General features: G+C 29.4%; 18 protein-coding genes. 2 read left to right on the forward strand and 16 right to left on the reverse strand.

Annotation, left to right across the window (positions count from 1 at the left end; translation table 11 throughout):
• The 8 genes from ABHC41_RS09955 to ABHC41_RS09990 all read right to left on the reverse strand — a co-directional run.
• A partial coding sequence (locus tag ABHC41_RS09955) for a glutamate decarboxylase (RefSeq protein ID WP_195238365.1) occupies positions 1–1,047 on the reverse strand: 1,047 nt, incomplete at its 3' end.
• A 318-nt stretch (positions 1,048–1,365) separates the two neighbouring features.
• A complete protein-coding gene (locus tag ABHC41_RS09960) occupies positions 1,366–2,427 on the reverse strand; it encodes a DUF2776 family protein (RefSeq protein WP_092921564.1) in 1,062 nt (353 codons plus the stop codon).
• A gap of 205 nt (positions 2,428–2,632) precedes the next feature.
• On the reverse strand, positions 2,633–4,027 hold the full coding sequence (locus ABHC41_RS09965; RefSeq protein WP_166506129.1) for a glutamate decarboxylase: 1,395 nt from the start codon (positions 4,025–4,027) through the stop codon (positions 2,633–2,635).
• Between the two features lie 104 nt (positions 4,028–4,131).
• Entirely contained in the window at positions 4,132–5,553 is a 1,422-nt protein-coding gene (gadC, locus tag ABHC41_RS09970; RefSeq protein ID WP_092921567.1) for a glutamate:gamma-aminobutyrate antiporter, read from the reverse strand.
• Positions 5,554–5,782: 229 nt separating this feature from the next.
• The gene (gene carB, locus ABHC41_RS09975) at positions 5,783–8,989 is read right to left on the reverse strand and encodes a carbamoyl-phosphate synthase large subunit (RefSeq protein ID WP_166506130.1); all 3,207 of its coding nucleotides are present in this window, start codon (positions 8,987–8,989) and stop codon (positions 5,783–5,785) included.
• A 34-nt stretch (positions 8,990–9,023) separates the two neighbouring features.
• Positions 9,024–10,070 (reverse strand): glutamine-hydrolyzing carbamoyl-phosphate synthase small subunit, encoded by a 1,047-nt coding sequence (carA, locus tag ABHC41_RS09980; RefSeq protein ID WP_195581680.1) that lies wholly within the window; start codon positions 10,068–10,070, stop codon positions 9,024–9,026.
• Between the two features lie 10 nt (positions 10,071–10,080).
• A complete protein-coding gene (pyrF, locus tag ABHC41_RS09985) occupies positions 10,081–10,797 on the reverse strand; it encodes an orotidine-5'-phosphate decarboxylase (RefSeq protein ID WP_195581681.1) in 717 nt (238 codons plus the stop codon).
• A gap of 468 nt (positions 10,798–11,265) precedes the next feature.
• A complete protein-coding gene (locus ABHC41_RS09990; protein WP_166506133.1) occupies positions 11,266–12,108 on the reverse strand; it encodes a nitroreductase family protein in 843 nt (280 codons plus the stop codon).
• A gap of 429 nt (positions 12,109–12,537) precedes the next feature.
• Between ABHC41_RS09990 and ABHC41_RS09995 the strand changes: the two genes are divergently transcribed.
• Entirely contained in the window at positions 12,538–13,767 is a 1,230-nt protein-coding gene (locus ABHC41_RS09995) for an aminopeptidase (RefSeq protein ID WP_092921577.1), read from the forward strand.
• Positions 13,768–14,030: 263 nt separating this feature from the next.
• On the opposite strand, the gene ABHC41_RS10000 is transcribed toward ABHC41_RS09995, so the two are convergent.
• The 7 genes from ABHC41_RS10000 to ABHC41_RS10030 all read right to left on the reverse strand — a co-directional run bounded on the left by ABHC41_RS10000 (position 14,031) and on the right by ABHC41_RS10030 (position 21,400).
• The gene (locus ABHC41_RS10000) at positions 14,031–14,990 is read right to left on the reverse strand and encodes a carbohydrate kinase family protein (protein ID WP_092921581.1); all 960 of its coding nucleotides are present in this window, start codon (positions 14,988–14,990) and stop codon (positions 14,031–14,033) included.
• A 154-nt stretch (positions 14,991–15,144) separates the two neighbouring features.
• Complete coding sequence (locus ABHC41_RS10005; protein WP_195581682.1) at positions 15,145–17,535, reverse strand: homocysteine S-methyltransferase family protein; 2,391 nt, start codon at positions 17,533–17,535, stop codon at positions 15,145–15,147.
• On the reverse strand, positions 17,507–18,232 hold the full coding sequence (locus ABHC41_RS10010) for a vitamin B12 dependent-methionine synthase activation domain-containing protein (protein WP_195581683.1): 726 nt from the start codon (positions 18,230–18,232) through the stop codon (positions 17,507–17,509). The genes ABHC41_RS10005 and ABHC41_RS10010 overlap by 29 nt, the downstream gene beginning before the upstream one ends.
• Before the next feature lie 3 nt (positions 18,233–18,235).
• The gene (locus tag ABHC41_RS10015) at positions 18,236–18,691 is read right to left on the reverse strand and encodes an S-ribosylhomocysteine lyase (RefSeq protein ID WP_092921587.1); all 456 of its coding nucleotides are present in this window, start codon (positions 18,689–18,691) and stop codon (positions 18,236–18,238) included.
• A gap of 126 nt (positions 18,692–18,817) precedes the next feature.
• A complete protein-coding gene (locus ABHC41_RS10020; RefSeq protein ID WP_195581684.1) occupies positions 18,818–19,933 on the reverse strand; it encodes a HAMP domain-containing sensor histidine kinase in 1,116 nt (371 codons plus the stop codon).
• Positions 19,923–20,612: a response regulator transcription factor gene (locus tag ABHC41_RS10025; RefSeq protein WP_195581685.1), complete on the reverse strand. Its 690-nt coding sequence runs from the start codon at positions 20,610–20,612 to the stop codon at positions 19,923–19,925. The genes ABHC41_RS10020 and ABHC41_RS10025 overlap by 11 nt, the downstream gene beginning before the upstream one ends.
• Positions 20,613–20,719: 107 nt before the next feature.
• Complete coding sequence (locus ABHC41_RS10030) at positions 20,720–21,400, reverse strand: M15 family metallopeptidase (protein ID WP_195581686.1); 681 nt, start codon at positions 21,398–21,400, stop codon at positions 20,720–20,722.
• A gap of 152 nt (positions 21,401–21,552) precedes the next feature.
• Between ABHC41_RS10030 and ABHC41_RS10035 the strand changes: the two genes are divergently transcribed.
• The gene (locus ABHC41_RS10035) at positions 21,553–22,278 is read left to right on the forward strand and encodes an ATP-binding protein (RefSeq protein WP_330405538.1); all 726 of its coding nucleotides are present in this window, start codon (positions 21,553–21,555) and stop codon (positions 22,276–22,278) included.
• Between the two features lie 408 nt (positions 22,279–22,686).
• Here ABHC41_RS10035 and ABHC41_RS10040 read toward each other — a convergent pair whose 3' ends face one another.
• Positions 22,687–23,547 carry a C39 family peptidase gene (locus tag ABHC41_RS10040; protein WP_271893740.1) on the reverse strand — a complete coding sequence of 287 codons (861 nt, stop codon included), beginning with the start codon at positions 23,545–23,547 and terminating at the stop codon, positions 22,687–22,689.
• Positions 23,548–23,734: the final 187 nt, after the last annotated feature.

Here is a 23,734-nt window from a genome sequence, read left to right on the forward strand (position 1 = left end):
ATCTTTTGTACGTTGATGTATTTGTCTATATCCTTCAAATCCAAGACGTAAGAAGTTATAATATTGTCCTATAACTTGACTTGCTGATCTTGAGAAGTTTATAGCCATAGTTGGCATTGATCCACCTAAGTAACTTACTTCAAATATTAATTCTTTTGGTAAGTATTCTTCATCTTTCCATATTACCCAACCTATACCTGGGTATACTAATCCATATTTATGACCTGATGTACTTATTGAAACTACATTTTTTAATCTAAAGTCCCATTCAAGCTCTGGATCTATAAATGGTACGAACATACCACCTGATGCACCATCTATATGTATAGGTACTGATATCTTAGCTGTTTTATTGTATTCTTCTAATAAAGCATCTAATGCTTTTATATCATCAAATTTACCTGTGTATGTTATACCTAGTAAACCTACTACACCTATTGTATAATCATCTACATAATCTAACACTTTGTCTACATCTAAACTCATGTGTTCTTCATCCATTGGTACTAAACGCATTTCTATATCCCAATATACACAGAATTTTTCCCAACAAACTTGATATCCTGAAGATATTACTAAGTTTGGTTTCTTAGCATTTACATCTATTCCCGCTTCTTTTGCTCTATTTCTCCATCTGAATTTCATAGCCATACCACCTAGCATACATGCTTCAGATGAACCTACTGTAGAAGTACCTATGTATTTCATATCTTCTGGTGCATTCCATAAATCTGCTAACATACTAACACATCTATTTTCCATTTCTGTTGTTTGTGGATATTCAGACTTATCTATAGCATTTTTTTCTAATGTTTCTGCCATAAGTTTAGTTGCTTCTGGTTCCATATAAGTTTGGCAGAATGTACATAAATTAAGTCTTGCATTACCTTCATTCATTAACTCATCTTTAATTAATTGATATGCTACATTTGGAGCAATAGAATCTTTCCCTAAAACATCTTTGGCTACCTCAGAGCCAGATTCTATTGTCCCAAATACTGGTGTATCATATTTATCGCCTAATCTGTCTTTTCTACTAAATAACATTTTTGATTCCTCCTAATAGTGTTTTTATAATTATTAATTTTAATAATTATAAATTTAATTTTTTGTTCAAATTATTGAGCATTTTTCATTTTAGACTTTTTATATATTATTTTGTTTTTTGTTATACTATATATATACCTCTCTTTTTGTGTGTTAAACATATTTTTACAATTTTTTTATATATTTTTTCTTTTTTCTAAATTTTCTTTATAATAGAAAAGAGTATTTTTCAATGCATAAAACAAGTTCTATACATTTCAAAATACTCTTTTTTGCAATTTAATTTTATATTAAAATCAATTTTCTTGTTTAAGTTAATTATTTTGAAGATGAAGTTCCACTTTCTAATATAGATACTATAGAGAATAATGTAAAACAAATGGCTCCAAGTCCAATCATTACACGCGCTGGTATAAAGTATGCTATATTAAATATTTCAGCTTCAAATAAAAATGCTCCCATAAATAAGCATATAAGTGCTGTCACTACTGGTATTAAAGGTACTCTCTTAGCTAATGGATTTGATTTTCTCCACACCATTCCTAATAAAAGTACTTTACTTAATATACTGTAACATACTATCCCTAATCCAATTAGAACAAATCCTGGAGCTATCCAAGCAGGATTTGTAGCTATTGAAAGTACTGCTATCCCCCATATTATATCTATGGTTCCTAATATAACAACTAATATTGACCATTTATAGCGCTCTTTCTCTGTAAACTTATTTTGTATTTGTCTTACAACACTAGCTACTAGTGCTACTAAGCTAGCACAAACTAATGAGATTCCTATTATTACATGCCCTGCTACAAAATTTTCAGTAGCCGAAGATGACATTAATAAATATATACCCCTAATAAAAGCAATTAACGCGCAAACAACAGGTACTGATATTAATATTTTAGCTGTAGATTCTTTAAAAGAATCTTCAGGTTCATCTCCTTCTTTTAAATTAGAACTATTTTTAGGTATTAAAAGAAATTTAGTTGATGAAGTTGCAACTGTTGAAACACAACAAGCTATTAATCCTAATCCAAATACTACGTTTCCTGAAACAACATATGCTGAATTTTGACCTGCTGTTTCAAATAACATTATTCCTGATACCATTGTAAATATTGATGCTAAATAACCTATACTTGGTAAAACCCACTTATCAAAATTATTGTACTTATTTATAAGCTGTCTTATTATAGTTGCTGCAGTGGTAAATAGTGCAATACATATAGCTGTTAAATATATCAGAACATGGCCTGCAACTACAAACTCAGATCCTATTAATTGCCCTAAATTTTTCACATAAAACCCATACCCTAGACATACCACTCCCATAAGTAATGGTATCGCCCTAAAAAATATACTAATATAATAATTCATCTTTCTTACCTCCAAAAAAATTTTGAAAGTAGATAAAAATCAAACCAATACCTACATATTAATTATTAGCTTGATTCATAGCTACTTATCTTATTGTAAAAAAGCAACTAGAATTATATTTAATTCCAATTGCTTTTTTATATATATTTTACCAAGTTAGATTAAAGGTTTGATTACTAAAATCTTATTATAATTTAATTTATTTTTAGTGAGTAAATCCATATTTTTTATTTTCTTGTTTTTTTCCATGAACTAATATCTTAGCATTATTTAAATCATTTATAGCCATTTTTAAATCTCTTATGAATAATTCAGCCATATCATAACTTAAGTCTGCTCTACATACTATACGTTGTATTATTGTATCTTGTAGGTTAACTGGTAATGGATATGCTGGTATTTGCCATCCTTTCATAGCTAGTCTATCTGCTAAATCATATAATGTCCATTGTACATCATCTTCATTTTTTAATCTGTAACATACTATTGGTAAATTTTCACCATCATTATAGATTTTAAATAAACCAGTAGCTTCTATTTCTCTACTTAAGTACATAGCTACTTCTTTTGTACGTTGATGTATTTGTCTATATCCTTCAAATCCAAGACGTAAGAAGTTATAATATTGTCCTATAACTTGACTTGCTGATCTTGAGAAGTTTATAGCCATAGTTGGCATTGATCCACCTAAGTAACTTACTTCAAATATTAATTCTTTTGGTAAATATTCTTCATCTTTCCATATTACCCAACCTATACCTGGGTATACTAATCCGTATTTATGTCCTGATGTACTTATTGAAACTACATTTTTTAATCTAAAGTCCCATTCAAGTTCTGGATTTATAAATGGAGTAAACATACCACCTGATGCAGCATCTACGTGTATAGGTAACGATACTTTAGCTGTTTTATTATACTCTTCTACTACTGCGTCTAATGCTTTTATATCATCAAACTTACCTGTATATGTTATCCCTAATAAAGCTGCTATACCTATTGTATAATCATCTACATAATCTAACACCTTATTAATGTCTAAACTCATATGTTCTTCATCCATTGGCACTGTACGCATTTCTATATCCCAATATACACAGAATTTTTCCCAGCAAACTTGATATCCTGAAGATACTACTAAGTTTGGTTTCTTAGCATTTACATCTATTCCTGCTTTTTCTGCTCTATTTCTCCATCTGAATTTCATAGCCATACCACCTAGCATACATGCTTCAGATGATCCTACTGTTGATGTACCTATATAGTTCAACTCTTTTGGAGCATTCCATAGGTTAGCTATCATATCAACACATCTATTTTCCATTTCTGTTGTTTGTGGATATTCAGATTTATCTATAGCATTTTTTTCTAATGTTTCTGCCATAAGTTTTGTTGCTTCTGGCTCCATATAAGTTTGACAGAATGTAGCTAAGTTAAGTCTTGCATTTCCTTCATTCATTAACTCATCTTTAATTAATTGATACGCCACGTTTGGAGCAATAGAATCTTTCCCTATTACGTCTTTTGGAATATTAGAGCCAGACTCTATTGTCCCAAACACTGGTGTGCTGTAAGTATCTTCTTTTTTACTACATAACATTTTAAAAATCCTCCTAGAACTTCATGCTTTGATTTAAATTTTTAATGATTTTTTCTAGTGTCTATTTTGCGACTTTTTTACACTTTCTTTAGAGTTAAGACTGTTTAATTAGCCTTTCTCTTTTTATCAGTTATTGCATAAATTACAAAAGGTATTAGAATAGTTATTACAAAACTAACACTTAATATTGTTAAATATTCTGTAACACTCTTACCACTTAATTGGCTAGGTGGAACAAATGATATTACTAGAGCAAATATAGATGTTATGAATCCACATGCTGCTACTATTAATTTAAATGTTTTTCCTCCTGGAACTTGGTAAGAACGTTTTAAATCTTTATGTTTAAGTACTAAAGTAAAGTATCCTATGAAGAATAGTAAGTATCCTACTAGATATATTACAACTGTTAGTGATATTGCTGTAAGGAAAGATACGTTATTTCCTCCTCCACCAAAAGTAAGAACAGCTGCCCATATTGTAACTACTATTCCTTGAATTAATACTAAACGTACTGGAACATCATGTTCATTTGTTTTTGTTAATGATTTAGGTAAAATTCCTTTTTGTGCTGCTGAATACATTCCTCTTGAAGGACCTACAACCCAAGCACTAACTTCTCCCATTACTCCTAAAGCTAATAATAAAGCTATTAATTTTACAAGCCATGTAGCATTAGCACTAAAATGAAGTATTAGAACTTTAAATGTTTCAACAACACCTGAACTTAAGCTTAATTGAGACTTAGGTATTACAGATGCTACTGTTAAACCACCTATAGTATTTAGTATTATAGCTAGTACTACTAATATTATCATTGCTAATGGGTAATTTTTCTTAGCATTTTCTAATTCATTTACATGAGATGCTGATGCTTCAACCCCCATATAAGCTAATATAAATGAAACGAATACAACTAATGTATTTACTTTTGTAAAATCAGGTACGAAATATTTCATTCCAATTTTTACATCTACTGGGTTACCTTGTACTAAGTATGCTATTGATAAACCAAATAAAATTATAGCGGGTATAACTATACCAAATATAAATCCAGCCTTAGCTATCTTAGCTGTGTTTTTTGTTCCGCCTAACTGAGAAAATGTTAATCCCCAGAATATAACTAAAACTCCTATAAATTTTATAGCTGGAACATTGTTTAACGCATTCCAGTTAAATATGTATGAAACACATCCTAAAATAAAATAAATCATAGTTACAAATCCAACTGTGATTTGGAACCATTGGAAGAATATAGCTGCAAAGCCGTATCTTTCACCTAGAGTATTACCTACCCAAGCGAATATTCCCCCTTCTTGCCATCCTTCTACAGTGGCCATTTCTGCTGCACATAAAGCAACTGGTAAAAACCATAAAATTCCTCCTAATAAAAGGAAAAATACTAGATTAAATCCTGATGTTGCGAATGTTGGATATTCATAAACAGTCATTACCATTGATGCTGTCATTGCAAAGAATGCAAACAATGTAAGTGTTCCCTTTTTACCTACTTGTGCATCTTTCATTTGAATCATCTCCTAGGTATTAATTTTTTCTAACATATACTAAATTATCTTAGGCCTAAAGTAACTTATTGTCGTTATATGACATAAATACCCACGCTTCAACATCCATAACCATTTGATTTAAAATTTATTTAGTTTTCTTATTTTATAATTTTCTAACTTTTTCCATGTGTTAAAATTAATAAACACCACTTTAGAGATATCTCTAAAGTGGTGTTTATTAATTTTATTATTCAGCTATATTGTATACTTCTAAACCTTCATTCATTATATGCTTCTTTTTCACTTCAACTAAAGCCTTTAATGTATCAAGTGATGTCATTACTTCCGTAGAGAACTCTGTTGCAGTTCTTCTTATTTTAAATCCATCTCTTGTTGAGTCATTCCCTTTAGTAGGGGTATTTATTACTATATCTACTTGCTTGTTTCTTATAACATCAAGTATGTTTGGTCTAGCTTCTTCTACTCTCTTAACTATATCAGCATCTATTCCATTTTCTTGTAATATCTTAGCTGTTCCTTCTGTAGCTACGAAAGTATAGCCTAATTCATTCATATCTTTTGCTATTTCTATAAACTCTTCTTTATCATGATTATTTATAGTTGCAAGTACTACACCTTTTTTGTCAGACATAGTTTTTCCTGCTCCTAAGAACCCTTTATATAAAGCTTCTTCTAAAGTCTCACCTACACCTAGTACTTCTCCTGTAGATTTCATCTCAGGCCCAAGACTTACATCAACACTAGCAAGTTTTGACATTGAGAATACTGGAACCTTTACAGATACTAGATTAGGCTCTTTATATACACCTGTTCCATATCCTAAGTCTACTAACTTCTCTCCCAACATACATCTAGTAGCTAGGTCCACTATAGGTACATTACTTACCTTACTTATATAAGGTACAGTTCTACTTGCTCTTGGATTAACTTCTATTACATATAATTCATTTTTGAATTCTATAAATTGTATATTTACCATTCCAAGTACGTTTAGCTCTAAAGCAATTTTCTTCGTGTAATCTAATATTTTGGCTTTTATTTCATCATTTATATTTTGACTTGGATACATTGTTATACTATCCCCAGAATGAACCCCAGCTCTTTCTAAATGCTCCATTATTCCTGGTATTAGTATATTTTCTCCATCACATATAGCATCTACTTCTATTTCTCTACCTGTTAAGTACTTATCTATAAGTACTGGATTTTTCTTGTCTCTCTTGAAAGCATCTTCCAAGTATCTAGCTAACTTAGTTTCATCATAAGTTATTTCCATACCTTGACCACCAAGTACATAAGATGGTCTAACAAGTACTGGGTATTCTAATCTCTTAGCTTCTTCTATACCTTCTTCCACTGACCATATAGCTTTTCCTTTTGGTCTGTTTATATTTAATTTCTCTAGTAATTCTTCAAACTTTTCTCTGTCTTCTGCTGCATCTATGTCAGTAAAGTCAGTTCCTAATATTTTTATATTCTTTTCATGTAAGAATTTAGCTAATTTTATAGCTGTTTGCCCACCAAATTGAAGTATTACTCCATCTGGATTTTCTTTTTCTATTATATTTAATACTTCTTCTTCTGTTAATGGTTCGAAGTATAGTTTATCTGATGTATCAAAGTCTGTACTTACTGTTTCTGGGTTGTTGTTTACTATTATAGTTTCTATTCCCATTTTTCTTAATGATTTTACACAATGTACTGAGCAATAATCAAATTCTATCCCTTGACCTATTCTTATTGGTCCAGAACCTAATACTACAACTTTTTTCTTATTACTTACCTCTACTTCATCAAATTGCTCATAAGTTGAGTAGTAATATGGAGATAATGCATCAAACTCTCCTCCACAAGTATCAACCATCTTATATGCTGGTTGTATGTTGTATAGCTTTCTTAACTCACATAATATCTCTGGACTTATCTTCATTAAGTCAGCTATACCTTTATCTGAGAATCCTTTTTTCTTTAGTTCTAATAGGTAATCTTTATTTAAGTCTTCTATTTTCATACCTCTTAATTTTTCTTCTTGCTCTACTATCCACTTAAACTTGTGTATAAACCACTTATCTACACCTGTTATTTGCTCTATCATGTCAACTTTATAGCCTCTTCTTATCATTTCAGCTAAGTCGAATAATCTTTCGTCATCTGGTACCACTATACTCTTCTTTAATTCTTCTAAGCTCTTTTCTTCTGAAGGAGCATGAACTAATGAATATTTTCCTATTTCAAGAGATCTTATACCTTTTAACATTGCAGCTTCAAAGTTACTTCCTATACTCATTATTTCTCCAGTTGCCATCATCTTTGTTCCTAACTTCCTATTAGCTTGCTTGAACTTATCAAATGGCCACTTTGGTATCTTAACTACTACATAATCAAGCGTTGGCTCAAAACATGCGTATGTTTTCTTTGTAACTGCATTTTCTATTTCGTCTAGAGTGTATCCTAAAGCTATTTTTGCAGCAACCTTAGCTATTGGGTATCCAGTAGCCTTAGATGCTAATGCCGAAGATCTACTAACTCTTGGGTTTATTTCTATAATTGCATATTCTAAACTGTGTGGGTTAAGTGCTATCTGTACATTACACCCACCTTTAACCTCTATTGCATTTATTATATCTATAGATGCTTTTCTAAGCATTTGGTATTCTCTATCACTTAAAGTTTGACTTGGAGCTACAACTATACTATCCCCTGTATGAACTCCAACAGGGTCTATATTTTCCATATTACATACAGTTATACAATTTCCATTGCCATCTCTTATTACTTCATATTCTATTTCTTTCCAACCCTTTATACTTTTTTCAAGCAATACTTGGTTAACCGGGCTTAATTGTAAACCTTGAGTAAGTATTTCTGTAAGTTCTTCAACATTTTCAGCTATACCTCCTCCAGTTCCACCTAGTGTATATGCAGGTCTAACAACTACTGGATATCCTATTTTTCCTGCAAACTCTAATCCACTTTCTAAGTCAGTTACTATATCACTAACTACAACTGGTTGATTTATTTCTCTCATTACTTCTCTGAAAGTATCTCTGTCTTCACCTTTTTTTATAGATTCAACAGATGTACCTATTATTTCAACATTATACTTTTCAAGTATTCCAGCTTCATGTAATTCAACTGCTAAATTAAGAGCTGTTTGACCACCCATTCCTGCTAATAAGCTATCTGGTCTTTCCTTTTCTATTATTTTTTCTATAAATTCTATTGTTAATGGTTCTATATATATTTTATCCGCTACTTCTTTGTCCGTCATTATAGTAGCTGGGTTACTGTTTATTAATACGACTTCTATTCCTTCTTCTTTTAATGCTTGGCAAGCTTGTGTTCCAGAATAATCAAACTCTGCTGCTTGCCCTATGATTATAGGTCCTGAACCTAATACTAATGTCTTTTTTATTCTATCTATTTTAGGCATAATTTTTTCTCCTTATCTAATTAAATTTAACAATCTATACTAATGCTAAGAATTTATCAAATATATAATCATTGTCTTTTGGCCCTGGGCAAGCCTCTGGATGATACTGGACACTGTATATAGGTAATTTTGTATGTCTCATTCCTTCTACAGTATTGTCGTTTAAGTTTATATGCGTTACTTCCATATCCTGTGGTAATTCACATACGTAATAACCGTGATTTTGAGATGTTATAAATACTTTGTTTTCCTCTAAATCTTTAACTGGATGATTTCCACCTCTGTGTCCAAACTTTAACTTTCCTGTTTTTCCACCTAAAGTTAATGCTAGTAATTGGTGTCCTAAGCATATTCCTGCTATTGGCTTTTTACCAATTAATTCTTTTATATTTTCTATAACATCTTCTAAATCTTCAGGATCTCCAGGTCCATTAGATAAGAATATTAAATCTGGGTTTATTCCTAATACATCTTCTGGCTTTGTTGTTGCAGGAAATACGGTTATATCACATCCACGATTTGCAAATGATCTTAGTATGTTTTCCTTAACTCCAAAGTCCATTACAGCAACTTTTGTTCCTCTTCCAGCTATATGCTCTACTTCTTTCCTAGTTACTGTTTTTACCGCTTGAGTATTTGAGAATGCATCTAATTTAGCTTGAACTTGCTCTAATGATATACCTTCTAAAGTTATTATGCCTTTCATAGTTCCGTTGTTTCTTAATATTTTTGTAAGAGCTCTTGTATCTATTCCTTCAAGCCCTATAACTTTATTTTGCTTTAGGTATGTGTCTAAATCCATTTCACATCTAAAGTTATTTGGCATATCACTTTTTTCTCGTACTATAAATCCCTTTACATGAACTCCCTTAGATTCTACGTCTTCTAAGTTTATACCATAGTTTCCTACAAGAGGATATGTCATCGTTACTATCTGTCCATAGTACGAAGGATCTGTTAACACTTCTCCATATCCTGTCATAGAAGTATTGAATACTACTTCTCCTACACTGTCATTTAAATATCCAAAGGCTTTACCTTCGAATATAGTTCCATCTTGTAATATTAATTTCCCCTTCATATTAACCCTCCTAAGCATTCGCTATTTCATTTACTATATTTTTAGCTGACTGAGCTGGATTTTCAGCTTTAGTTATAGGTCTTCCAACTACTAAATAATGTGCTCCTTTGTTGATTGCATCAGCTGGAGTTACTACTCTCTTTTGATCTCCCTTGTCTGCACCTGCTGGTCTTACACCTGGGCATACTGTTACGAAATCTTTTCCGCAAGCCTCAACTATCTTATCTACTTCTTGTGCTGAACAAACTATTCCATCAATTCCTGCTTCCTTAGCTAGTTTGGCTCTTTTTATAGCTAATTCTTCTGTAGTCATATTGCATCCTATATCTTGTAAATCTTTATTGCTTAGCGATGTTAATACTGTAACACCTACTATTATAGGTTTTTCTATATTCAATTTCTCAGCCTCTTCCTTAGCAGCTAATGCACATTGTCTCATACCTTCTATATCAGAAACATGTATTGTCATTAACCAAACATTATCCCTAACTGCTGCTCTTACTGCACTTTGCATAGTATTTGGTATATCATGGAACTTAAGGTCTAAGAATATTTTTTTACCTTTTTCTTTTAAGTAATCTACTGTTTTACCTCTTGTTGCTACATATTGTTCTAACCCTACTTTAAATATATCCACTTCATTTTCTAGTGTATCTATTAATTCTTTAGCTTTATCAAATTCGTTAGTGTCTATCGCCACTATTAGTTTGTCTTTTCCATTTACCATAATTTTACTCCCCTTTTTAATAAAGCCTTAATAAAAAATCCTCATACCACAGGGTATAAGGATTCTATCTATACATAACATTACATTTATAAGCTATGAGATATCTTTCCCAGCCTCTCTGGACTAGTTTAAAAGACTTTATTATATTTTTATTTTAAAAATTCACTTCGTTCATATCGCCAACGATATGTCTTCGTATTCACTCAGTCACATCCGTTGCTAAAAAAACCTCTAGCCAATCCAGCTAGAGGTTATATATACAAAATTAATTATTATAGTTAACCTTTTTAGCCTCTCTGGACTAGTTTCAAGGAATTTCTATTTTATTTTAATTACATACTACACTTCATATCCTCTCGGGATATTTTAAAGCTTTATCTTGTATACAATTATTACATCTTTTCCTTTTAATGTCAACTCTTCTTTTGTTCTTCTCTCTTTATAAATCGATATAATATATAATATTTTCTATTCTTCTATTATAGCACTTATATAATACTCTTTCCCTAATCTTTTTTTAGCCTTTGTTTTTTCATATTTTACTTTCATATCATATTTTTTACAAGCTATATCAAAATTTCTAAGACAAATTCCCATACTTATTTTACTCATTTTCTCTATAGACTTTTTTTGTTTTTCTTCATATATATCAATAGATGTTTTCGTATTGTAAAATCTCCAAGGTTGTACATTCTTTACAGATGATGACATTCTTACAGCACTTAATATTTTAGTCCACTTTCTATCCATTTTCTTTGATATTTCTTTTATTCTTTTTCTTCTTGGCTCTGCATTTACATTTCTAAAAATATGCTCTCCTTCTTTTGGGTATCCAAAAGCTATTACAATATATGGTTGCTCTTCACTTTCCTCTATACTTTCTTCTAGTTCTATATCTTCTTCCTTAACTTGTTCTTTTGAATATATTTCTATACTCTCTGTATCAATGTCTATAATCTCCTTTACATCTTCTTGAGATAAGTTACACTCTATCCAACAAGTACCTAAACCTAAAGTTGTTAATTGTAACACTACATTTTCTATTGCAAAACCAATATTTTGTAAATAGTCTTCCCCTTTATTCGATGTTACTAATATATAGTGAGGTGCCTTTATATTACAGTCCTTTTTCATTAAAAACTGTATCAAGTGACCTCTATCTATTAAATGTGCTTTTATATCCAATTCTTCATTTAAATAATCAATACTCTTACATATTTCTTTAATTTCTTTCATTAATTCTGGTTTTACAGCTCTATTTGAATATTCTTTTATCGTTCTTCTATAAAATATAGCATCATATAAGTCCATTTATTTCCTCCTAAAATATTTCCAATATCTATATAAATCAAATTGATATATTATATATCTTTTATTAATAGTTATATTTTTCTAGTCATTTCTACAAATTCATATATTATATTATAAATTTTTTTATTCTTTTTGTACATTTAAATACATATTATTTATAATTTATAGTTAAATATTTTTTATATATTTACTTATATTTTTTGGGGTATAAAATATAGTATTATAGTTTATCTAGTGCTTATTTTTGCCGATAATTTATTTTATAAGAAAACTGTTTCCAATTTTCTGTTTTTGTAAATATATTATAAATATTTTTTTATAGTAAAATTATGTAATTCCCTTATTTTTTTAGTATTATTAAGTTAGCAGTGAATAAACTATAATTATCTTAATAAGATAATTTTATTAAAATTTTAGGAGGTTCAAATTATGGAATTTGAAAGAAATTTAGATAAGTATGCTGAGTTAGCTGTTAAAGTTGGAGTTAATATACAAGCTGACCAAACTTTACTTGTTAGATCGCCTATCGAATGTGCTCCTTTTGTTAGAAAAGTTGTTGAGCATGCTTATAAGGCTGGAGCTAAAAATGTACATATAGAATGGTCTGATGAAGAATGTACTTTAATAAAATACTTAAATGCACCTGAAGAAGCATTTAACGAATTCCCTAAGTGGACTTCAGAACAATATGTTGATATAGCAAAAGAAGGGGGAGCTTTCTTAACTATATATGCTCAAAACCCTGATTTATTAAAAAATGTAGATCCTCAAAGAGTCGCTAACTTCCAAAAAGCATCTGCACAAGCTTTAAAGGAATGGAGATCTTACACTCTATCTGACAAATGTAAATGGAGTATAGTATCTGTACCAACTGAATCTTGGGCAGCTAAGATATTCCCTGATGTTTCTAAAGAAGAAGCTGTTGAAAAATTATGGGAAGCAATATTTAAGTGTTCAAGAGTTTCTGGTCAAGACCCAATAGAAGCTTGGAATAATCACAACAATGACTTAAAAACAAGAATGAATTTCTTAAATGATAAAAACTTCAAAACATTAAAATTTAAATCAGCAAAAACTGATTTAACTATGGAATTACCTGAGGGGCATATTTGGTTAAGCGGTGCATCTCAAGACCCTAATGGTGTTAACTTCAACCCAAATATACCAACAGAAGAGGTTTTCTCTATGCCTCACAAATTTAAAGTTAATGGTGTAGTTCATAGCACGAAACCACTTGTTTATGGTGGAAATGTTATAGATAACTTCTCTTTAACATTTAAGGATGGAAAAATAATAGATTTCACAGCTGAAAAAGGTGCTGAGACACTAGGTAAATTAATAGACACTGATGAAGGTTCTCATTACTTAGGAGAAGTTGCATTAGTTCCTTTTAAATCTCCTATATCAGACACTAATATAGTATTCTTCAACACTTTATACGATGAAAATGCATCTTGTCACTTTGCATTAGGATCTGCATACAAGACTTGTATAAAAGATGGAGATTCTATAAAAGAAGAGGAAATGGATAAATATGGTGTTAACACAAGTTTAACTCATGTTGACTTCATGATAGGTTCAGCTGATATGGATATCGTTGGTATAACTAACGATGGTGAAGAAATTCAAGTATTCAAAGATGGAAACTGGGCTTTCTAATTTAATACCTATTAAATAAAAGAGATGCTAGTTAGGCTTAGCATCTCTTTTTAAGGTTATATAAAAATAATAGTAAATATTATAATAAGTTTACTGTCTTATCTATTTATTATCTATAGATAATAAAAAACATCTAGGATTACAAAATATAACCCTAGATGTTTTTTGGTTGTCGACGATAAATATTTTATATCAATTAATCTTACATTTTGCAGATTAACTTATAACTTAATTATACATAATTTTTTTAATATAGTAAATTTCTATTTACTATATTTTACTTCTGTCCACTCTATATTGTTAATATATTTTTCAACTAACTCGTGGCTCATATCTGGATGAATAGTTTCTTCTGTTGCTATAGTTATAGATGACATAGCTATTGCATATTTTACAGTATCAACTATATTAATATTATTCATATAACCATTAGCTATACCTGCTACAAAAGAATCTCCTGCACCAGTAACGTTGATTACTTTTACATCATTAGCCTTAATTTTACCTTCTTCTTGCCCATTGTTGTAGTATATACCATCTTCATCTAATGTTATAAATACGTTTTGGATACCTAAGTCTGTAAAATATTTACCAGCTTTTCTTAAATCTTCATCATTGTGTATTTTAAATCCACACATTATTTCAGCCTCATATCTATTTGGCTTTATAGTATGGAACCCTTTTATTAAGTGTTTAACTGTTTTAGCCTTTGCTGCTGAAACTGGATCTAATATAAGTTTAGTATCTTTACTAAAGTTTTGTATTATATATTCTACTATATCAGGTCTATCTGAGTCTAGTATCATATACTCGGCATTTCTTATTATTTCCGCTTTTGAGTCTATAAATTCTGTAGTAAACATGTCTATTATGTTCATATCAACTACAGCAGAAACCATCTCACCTTGTTCATCTAAGATAGCCATATATGTAGGAGTGTGCCCTCCTTTTATTATTAGAGACTCGCTCATATCATAGTTCATCTTTTTAGAATGATCTAACATTCTTTTTCCTGTCTCATCATCTCCTAATATAGAGATAAATCTTGTATTTACACCTACTCTAGCCATACATTCAGCTATATTTCTACAAACTCCTCCGAAAGAAGTCTTAACTTTACCTGGATTAGAATCATTACATCTATAATTATTGTTTGTAAACCCGCAGATATCAAAAACTGATACTCCGAAAACTAACGCATAAGGTTGCCTATTGTCTATCATTTTTGTTTAAACCTCCCTAAGAATCACCTTCCTATTTTATCACATTCTTATGAGTTTTTTCTATAGATTTTACGTTTTAATGTCAATTATGCAAATTTTTACACTTTTTTTGTCATATTTTAATAAAATAGGAGGTTAAAATACCCCCTATATTTTATCTTAAATTTGTCTTTGCTATTTCTATAGATGATTTCGCATCTTTAGAATAATAGTCTGCCCCAATCTCTTTTGCATACTCACTAGTAAGTACTGCACCACCAACAAATACTTTCGCATCTAGTCCTTCTTTTCTTATTGCTTCTATTGTTTCTTTCATGCTTTTAACTGTAGTTGTCATTAAAGCACTTAATCCTATAAGTTTTATATTTCTATTTTTAGCCTCTTCAACAATTACATCAATATCAACATCTTTCCCTAAATCTAGGACATCATACCCATAATTTTCAAGCATTATCTTTACAATATTTTTACCTATATCGTGTATATCTCCTTTTACAGTTGCTACTATAATTTTTCCTTTTTGCTCTATACTTTCACTTTTACTTTGTAAACTTACTTTTAGAATATCCAGTGCTACTTTCACAGTCTCTGCCGATTGTATTAATTGCGGTAAGAATATTTCACCATTTTCATATTTTTTACCTATTTTATCTAGTGTAGGTATAAGTATTTCTTCTATTACTTCATTTTCTGATTGACTTTTTAAAATATTTGGTATTACTTCTTTTATTTCTTCTTTAAGTCCTCTTTCTATTATTTGTTCTACTGATAATTTTTCTTTATTATTTTGTCTTGTATTGATATCTTTATTATTTACAACATTTGCATATTTACTTATGTAATTTATACAATTTTTATCTATATTTTTTATTACTTTAAAAGAGTTTATAACCTCCATCATGCTATCTTCATTTGGATTTATAATTGGTAAGTCTAGTCCATTTGCTAATGCCATAGTTAAGTAAGTACTATTTAAAGCTTTTCTATTTGGTACACCAAAAGATACATTTGATACACCTAATATAGTTTTAACTCCCAATTCCTCTTTTATCATTTTTATACATTCTATAGTCGCCATGGCCTCTGATTGCTGCGCTGAAACTGTAAGTGATAAGCAATCTATAAATATATCTTCTTTATTTATTCCATAAGATATTGCTTTATCTACTATTTTTTTAGCAATATTAAATCTTCCTTTTGCCGTTTTTGGTATTCCATTTTCGTCTAAAGTAAGTCCAACCACACATGATCCGTATTTTTTTACTATCGGAAGTATTTTACTTAAGGATTCTTCTTTTCCATTCACAGAATTTACTATAGTTTTACCGTTATAATATCTAAGACCTTGTTCTAAGACATCTATATTTGATGAATCCACTTGAAGAGGAGTATCTATAACAGATTGAATTTCTTTTATAACCATAGGCATAAACTTTTCTTCTTCTATATTAGGTATTCCTACGTTTACATTTAATATTTCAGCTCCACCATTTATTTGTTCTAAACCTAAGTTTATAATGTAATCAAAGTTTCTATTTTTTATTGCATCTTGAAGACTTTTTCTCCCTGTTGGATTTAATCTTTCTCCCATAACAGTCGGAGCTTTTATTTCTACAACCTTTGATGGTGAGCATACAAAACATTTATTTACTTTCTCTACATTTACCTTTTTTAATTCATCTAGATTATTAGATATTTTATTTATAAAAGATGGATCTGTTCCACAACATCCTCCTATTATTGATGCACCTACTTTTACAAAATTTTTAACACCTTTATAAAATTCCTCTGCATCTACATCATATGTAGCTTGTCCATCCACTATATTTGGTAGTCCTGCATTAGCTTGAACCACTACCGGCACCTTTGTCATCTTAGCTATTCTCTCTACTATTGGTAAAAGCTGCTTTGGCCCTAAAGAGCAATTTACACCTACAGCATCTACTCCTAATCCTTCTATAGTTAAAACCATACTTTCTGGAAGGCACCCAGTAAAACTTCTCCCATTTTCATCAAAGGTCATAGTACAAAATACAGGTAAGTTAGTATTTTCCTTAGCTGCTAATACTGCTGCCTTAGCCTCATATAAATCCATCATAGTTTCTATTATTATTAAATCTGCACCAGACTTTTCACCTTGTATTGCTTGTCTTTTAAATATTTCATATGCCCTATCAAAACTTAGTGTTCCCATAGGTTCTAACATTTCTCCTATCGGTCCCATATCTAGTGCTACAAATTTATTATTAATATTTTGTGATTCATTAATAGCTTTTTTAGCAACTTTTACTGCATTATCTACTATTTTTTCTACAGTATACCCTAGTTTTTCTAATTTTAGCTCGTTAGCACCAAAAGTATTTGTAGTTATTACATTTGACCCTGCATCTAGGTATGATTTATGTATTTCTAAAAGTTTATCTGGATTTTCAAATCCAAATATTTCTGGATTTTCCCCTATTTTTAAACCTTTTTGTTGAAGCATTGTTCCCATAGCTCCATCAAATATTAATATATTATCTTTTATAAAATCTCTTACATTCATCTCTGTCATCCCCTTTTTTATATTTACAATTTTTGTTATTTTGGCATTTTGAACATGATTTAAAGCTTTGAATTGTTTTATCTTCTGATATTCCTATTATCGCTATAACAGACTTCCTTGGAATCATTATTCCACTTTCAGTTATAGTCAAACCGATTTCTTTTTGACAATTTAATAGATTTATTATTTCTCTATTTTTTTCTATTGGTAAGTCCCCATATCCTGGGCTATATCTTGATGTTATGAATTTATTAGTATTAATTAATTTTTCTTGTATTTCCAATTGTAGTCTATCACACAACTCTTCTACAGCTGTGGTAGCACAAGCATCTAATATTATGCTTTTGTTTAATTCATTATAAGAACGCTTTTTTATTTCTTTTTCTATTTCTATTCCTAGTGTTGTAGCCATTATTATACACTCACTGCAACTATCTAACAAATTATATAAATCTCTACTTTTTAATGTTAAATTACTTCCTTTTATATATACATTATCTCCATATGGTTTGTTATCTTCTCTTAATATAGGATAAACCCTCAAAATATATCGAGGGTTTATTGTTGATTTAGTTATTTTTATGCATTCATCAATTATATTATGAAGATTTTCATTTATTTCTTGACCTTTGTACTCTAGATATCTTAATACTTCATTTTTATCTATATCTATGGATTGCGAAAAGTCAATTCTCATTTATTATTCTCCATATATATTTAGTGAGAATCCTTTTTCTAAAGCTTCTCTAGCATATTCTTGTGCTCCAAATAGAGATAAATCTTTGTAGTTCCCACACTCTACAGCAGTAGCTGCTGGTATCTCTTTAGCATCTAAAACCATCTTTAATGCTTTTTCTAATCCTTCTTTTATAACTGCTGGTTCTACATCTCCCCATACTATTAAGTAGAATCCTGTTCTACATCCCATTGGAGATAAGTCTATTATGTTATCTATTGTTTCTCTTAAATAAGTAGCTAATAAATGCTCTAAACCATGCATAGCAGCTGTTCCAAATGTTTCTGCATTTGGTTGTAAGAATCTTATATCAAACTTACTTACCATATCTCCTTTTTCTCCATTTAATAAACAACACTTTCTAACATAAGGTGCTTTTACTTTTGTATGATCTAGTTTAAAACTTTCTACTTTTTGCATTTTAATTCCCTCCGATACTTAAATTTTTTATATGATAATATTATACTTCATAATAAGGATATATTATCAAGTTTTACATGATATTTTTATTTATTAAATTAATTTTTTATTAAATTTCTAAATATTTTATATTAATTTAAGCTTTACTTCAAAAATAGTTCTGCTACTATTACTTTCAACTTTGATGTTTCCCCCATGTAACTCTACTATATTTTTAGCTATAGCTAGTCCTAGTCCTGATCCACCATCATTTCTATTTCTAGATTTTTCTACTCTATAAAATCGTTCGAATATATGAGGTAAGTCTGAAGAAGGTATTTGTTCTCCATAATTTATAATTTGGGCTATAGCCATATTGTCTTGTTTTCTTGTTACTATATCTATATATCCCCCATCCTTACCGTATTTTATCCCATTGCTTATTAAATTTTCAAATACCCTTACTAACTTATTAGCATCTGCATTTATTATTAATTTATCTTCAGAAAAATCTGTTCTTCCTTTTATATCATTTTGCTTAAATTCATATTTAAACTGTTCCGTTATTTGTCCTAATAATTCTACTAAATTTATATCAATCTTATCTAAGCTTATAGTATTATTTTGCATCTTTGTAAGTTCAAACAAATCATTTATAAGAATGCTCAAGCTTTTAGATTTTTCATATGCAATCGTCGTATAGTATCTAAGTTCAACTTCATCTTTATATCTATCATCTTCTATTAGACCTAAGTATCCTATTATAGATGTCAAAGGTGTCCTTAAGTCATGTGAGACATTTGTTATTAAATCTGTCTTAGTTTGTTGTGCTCTTCTCTCTTCTATTGTTATATTTCTCAACTGTGAAACTATACTATTAATATTGTTTCCTAATTGTCCAACTTCATCTTTTGATACAACTTGTATAGTTTGATTTAAATCACCATTAGCCATAATATTAGTTGTATTTATAATTTCACTTATACTCTCAATCTTTTTCTTCATAAATATAATATATATAGGTATTGTTATTAGTAGAATTAGTATTATATAAATTAAATCTCCTATATAATTATTTTTTGCATATAAAAATTCGTTTACTACATTTATAATTACTTGGGGAATTTTCGCATAACTATTCATATACATATCTATTAATTTAAAATAAATAATACCTATTATGCTACCGCCTATAACTAAGCTAATTATAAAATATATTATGGGCTTAAAAGCATATTCAAACAAAATTTTTTTATTTTTCAACTTTATATCCTACCCCCCACACAGTGTGTATTATTTTATCATCTATATGATTTTCTATTTTTTCCCTTATCCTACTTATATGAACCATCACAGTGTTATTAGATTGGTAGTATTGTTCTTTCCATACCTTTTCAAAAATTTCTTCTGTACTAAATACACGCCCTTTATTACTAGCTAATAGATATAAAATATCAAATTCCCTAGATGTTAAAGGTATTTCAATTTCTCCAACAGTAACCTTATGTTTACTTTTATCTATATTTAAATTTTCTATTGTTATTATATCCCGACTATATTTTGATTTATTATTAAAATAATACGCTCTTCTAAGTAATGATTTCACTCTAACTGTAAGTTCTAATGGATTAAAAGGCTTTGTCATATAATCATCTGCCCCTGTCATTATACCTTGAATTTTATCCATATCTTCAGATTTAGCACTTAGTATTAATATAGGAATATCTAATTTTTCTCTTATCCTTCTACAAACTTCTATTCCATCTATACCAGGCATCATTATATCTAGTATCATCAATTGTATATCTTCTCTGTCTAATATATTTAAGGCTTCTATTCCATCTTCAGCTTTTATTACATCATATCCTTCATTTAATAAATATATTTCAAGAAGATTTCTAATTTCCTTTTCATCATCTACTACAAGTACTTTATTTTTCAAATTCCATCATTCCTATCTATATAATTCGTTTTTATATAATAATTCTACATTATTCGTTAATGTTTCACATAAAACAATTATAATATACTTTTATTGATTTAATTTAATTAATTTTTACTAGCTGTATACTCTTCTAATGTAGAATTATTTTCATATATTTCTTTAGCTACATCTTTCCCTACATATCTTATATGCCACGGTTCATATGACTTACCTGTTATATCTTCTTTTCCTAATGGGTATCTTAATATAAACCCGAATTTATGAGCATTCTCTGCTAACCATATAGCTTCTTTCGTACTACCTACAAACCATCTATCTTCATTAGTCACGTCTATACATAATCCAGTTTGATGTTCACTACTACCTGGCTTAGCCACATATTCATTAGCCTTTGTTAGTCCATCCGAAATAACCTTTTTAGTATATATATCTTTTTGAGTTGCATAAGATCTATACGCTGATGTACCTAAAAAATTAATTCCTTCTTCTTTTGCTTGCTTAAATAACTCCTCTACTGCTTTTGACGCAACCTCTTCCATTTGTTTTTCTTCATTAGTTGCATTATCGATAAAAGGAATGTTTGGCACATCACTTTTATATGGTTTATAGTTTTCATCTAACTTATTATCATTGTTTACTAATAGCGTGTTTGTTATAATATTTGAGTTACTTTTATTTAATATTTTTTCTTGTGTTGATGTTTTTCCTGGCATTAATATTTTTACTAAAATAATTGTAACTGCTACTATTATTATAATGGGTACTATAACCCTAAATTGTTTCATAATCTATCTTCTCCTTTTAACCTTAACTACTACATTTTCAATGAAATTGTAGTGAATTTTCATAGGTTTATTTTAAAAGATAGATTTTAAATAACTTATAAGTAATTCTTAAGAAATCTTAAGTTTATTAAATTTTGATGGAGGACACAAATATGACTATGCAAAAACTTCTTAGTAAAGCTCGTCAGGCTATACAAGATTTTGATATGATACAAGATAACGATAAAATAGCAGTAGGACTTTCTGGAGGAAAAGATAGTTTAACATTACTTCACATACTGAAAAACTATCAAAGATTCTCACCTCAAAAGTTTGAATTGATTGCAATAACGCTAAACCCTGGTGGTGTAGACAATTCACCATTATACAAACTTTGTGAAGATTTAGATGTAGAATTTCATGAAGTTCAAACTAATATAAAAGAAATTGTATTTGATATAAGAAAAGAGAAAAATCCATGTTCATTATGTGCCAACTTAAGACGTGGTGCGCTAAATGGTACTGCTAAAGAACTAGGATGTACTAAGGTTGCGCTTGGGCACCATAAAGATGATGCAATAGAGACATTTTTAATGTCTATGCTATATGAAGGAAGAGTTAACTGTTTTTCTCCAAAGACGGTTATGGATAAACAAGATTTAACAATAATAAGACCTATGATTTATATAGAAGAATATATGACAAAAAAGGCCACAAGAGAATATAACTATCCAGTTATAGAGAATCCTTGCCCTGCCGATGGTCATACTAATAGACAAAATATAAAAGAACTTGTCCAAAGATTAAATAAAGAAATGCCAGGTTCAAAAAAGAACATATTTGGAGCTTTAAATAATCCTGATAAATTATTTATATGGGATAAAGAAAAAATAAAATAAATATAAAATCTTAAAAATATTATATATCTTAGGTATCAATCTATGAATTAATATTATATTATTCAATTCATAGATAATACGTCAAAATGACTTAAATTTTATTTTGGCGTATTTTTTTATCTATAATAATTGTAATATTATCTCATTGAAGTTTTTTATAGTACCTGAATCGTATAATTAAATCAGATAAATATATAAATAAAAAAGACACTTATGATGCACTTAGGTAACCGACTAAGATCAACAAAAGGATGGTCAAAAATGTATTTTAATTATATTAACATAAATTAGCTATAGTAACTCTAGTAGAAAAACATCAAATGAAGTTATGAAAAAATGAACTGTTTTGAAAATAATTAACTCATCATCCAAAACAATTCATTTAAATTTTATAAATTTTTATTAGTTTTAAGCTACACTAAACTTCCATAAATCCTTAGTTTCCTTCATGAAAATATCTATATCCCAAGTTTTATTGCTTTTTTCTTTACTATCAGGGTCATTCACTATTATATTTCCATCTTTATCTACGCCAGTTAAGACTATATAATGTCCTTGAGTTGTAAATGTTCCTGGACCCATAGTTGCTATTATTGGCTCTCCTTTTTTAAGAGTAGATATAATTACTTCTTTACTTAAAGGTATTTCTTTGCCCTTTAGTCCAAAGTTGCTTGCTCCATCAGTCATTAAACTCCACTTAGAGCCTATGCCCTCTACATAGTACCCGCTATTATAAGCAAAATCTGAAACTGCCTTTGGATTTATGTTTGTATTTCCTGTAAGACCTACCGCAACCATTGCTAAAGAAGTTGGTCCACATCCATCAATTGCAATAAAGTTTGAACCATATTTATCGTATCCCCATCTTTCGTCCCATTGAAGGAAAAGTGGTATTTCACCTTTTTTGTAATCATCTTTTACAGATATTTTTTTACTTGTTTTTGAATCATTATAGATATAATCTAAAACAAAATCTATAGTTTCAGGCTTTTTAGCTGCTAAATCTAATAAATCCTTAGGATATAAATCTATATTATTTAATATCTTTTTTACTTTTGGATATTCATTTGATTCTTCTACTAAACTAATTATAGTTGGATCATTTGAGTTTAAATTTTCTTTAGATATTAATTCATCCCCTTTATTTCCAGACATTGTATGCTTCCCCAATATGGCTACTAAACCTATACCTAATATAGCCGCTACGCCTATAATAGAATATTTAACATTCTTCTTCATCACTCTTTTTTTCTTCTTTTTATAGACCATTATGTCATTCTCCTTTTGATGCATATAAAAAACATCTAAAAGCTACCCTATATAGGTTTATTCTATACTTCATAGTTTCCAGGTGTTTTATTTTTACTATAATCTTAAGTCATTCAGCTATTTTCTAGTTGTATCAAACAACTTTGAGCATAATCACCTTCTAACATATTAACTAACTTGTCCATGT

Origin of the sequence: Romboutsia sp. 1001216sp1 (genome assembly GCF_039841805.1) — a bacterium.
GTDB lineage: Bacteria > Bacillota > Clostridia > Peptostreptococcales > Peptostreptococcaceae > Romboutsia_C > Romboutsia_C hominis.

What these genes read in the sequence shown, in the direction of transcription:
- ABHC41_RS09960 (WP_092921564.1), bottom strand. Translation starts at nt 2,427, where the DNA reads ATGAATTATTATATTAGTATATTTTTTAGGGCGATACCATTACTTATG.
- ABHC41_RS09965 (WP_166506129.1), bottom strand. Translation starts at nt 4,027, where the DNA reads ATGTTATGTAGTAAAAAAGAAGATACTTACAGCACACCAGTGTTTGGG.
- gadC (WP_092921567.1), bottom strand. Translation starts at nt 5,553, where the DNA reads ATGAAAGATGCACAAGTAGGTAAAAAGGGAACACTTACATTGTTTGCA.
- carB (WP_166506130.1), bottom strand. Translation starts at nt 8,989, where the DNA reads ATGCCTAAAATAGATAGAATAAAAAAGACATTAGTATTAGGTTCAGGA.
- carA (WP_195581680.1), bottom strand. Translation starts at nt 10,070, where the DNA reads ATGAAGGGGAAATTAATATTACAAGATGGAACTATATTCGAAGGTAAA.
- pyrF (WP_195581681.1), bottom strand. Translation starts at nt 10,797, where the DNA reads ATGGTAAATGGAAAAGACAAACTAATAGTGGCGATAGACACTAACGAA.
- ABHC41_RS09990 (WP_166506133.1), bottom strand. Translation starts at nt 12,108, where the DNA reads ATGGACTTATATGATGCTATATTTTATAGAAGAACGATAAAAGAATAT.
- ABHC41_RS09995 (WP_092921577.1), top strand. Translation starts at nt 12,538, where the DNA reads ATGGAATTTGAAAGAAATTTAGATAAGTATGCTGAGTTAGCTGTTAAA.
- ABHC41_RS10000 (WP_092921581.1), bottom strand. Translation starts at nt 14,990, where the DNA reads ATGATAGACAATAGGCAACCTTATGCGTTAGTTTTCGGAGTATCAGTT.
- ABHC41_RS10005 (WP_195581682.1), bottom strand. Translation starts at nt 17,535, where the DNA reads ATGAATGTAAGAGATTTTATAAAAGATAATATATTAATATTTGATGGA.
- ABHC41_RS10010 (WP_195581683.1), bottom strand. Translation starts at nt 18,232, where the DNA reads ATGAGAATTGACTTTTCGCAATCCATAGATATAGATAAAAATGAAGTA.
- ABHC41_RS10015 (WP_092921587.1), bottom strand. Translation starts at nt 18,691, where the DNA reads ATGCAAAAAGTAGAAAGTTTTAAACTAGATCATACAAAAGTAAAAGCA.
- ABHC41_RS10030 (WP_195581686.1), bottom strand. Translation starts at nt 21,400, where the DNA reads ATGAAACAATTTAGGGTTATAGTACCCATTATAATAATAGTAGCAGTT.
- ABHC41_RS10035 (WP_330405538.1), top strand. Translation starts at nt 21,553, where the DNA reads ATGACTATGCAAAAACTTCTTAGTAAAGCTCGTCAGGCTATACAAGAT.
- ABHC41_RS10040 (WP_271893740.1), bottom strand. Translation starts at nt 23,547, where the DNA reads ATGGTCTATAAAAAGAAGAAAAAAAGAGTGATGAAGAAGAATGTTAAA.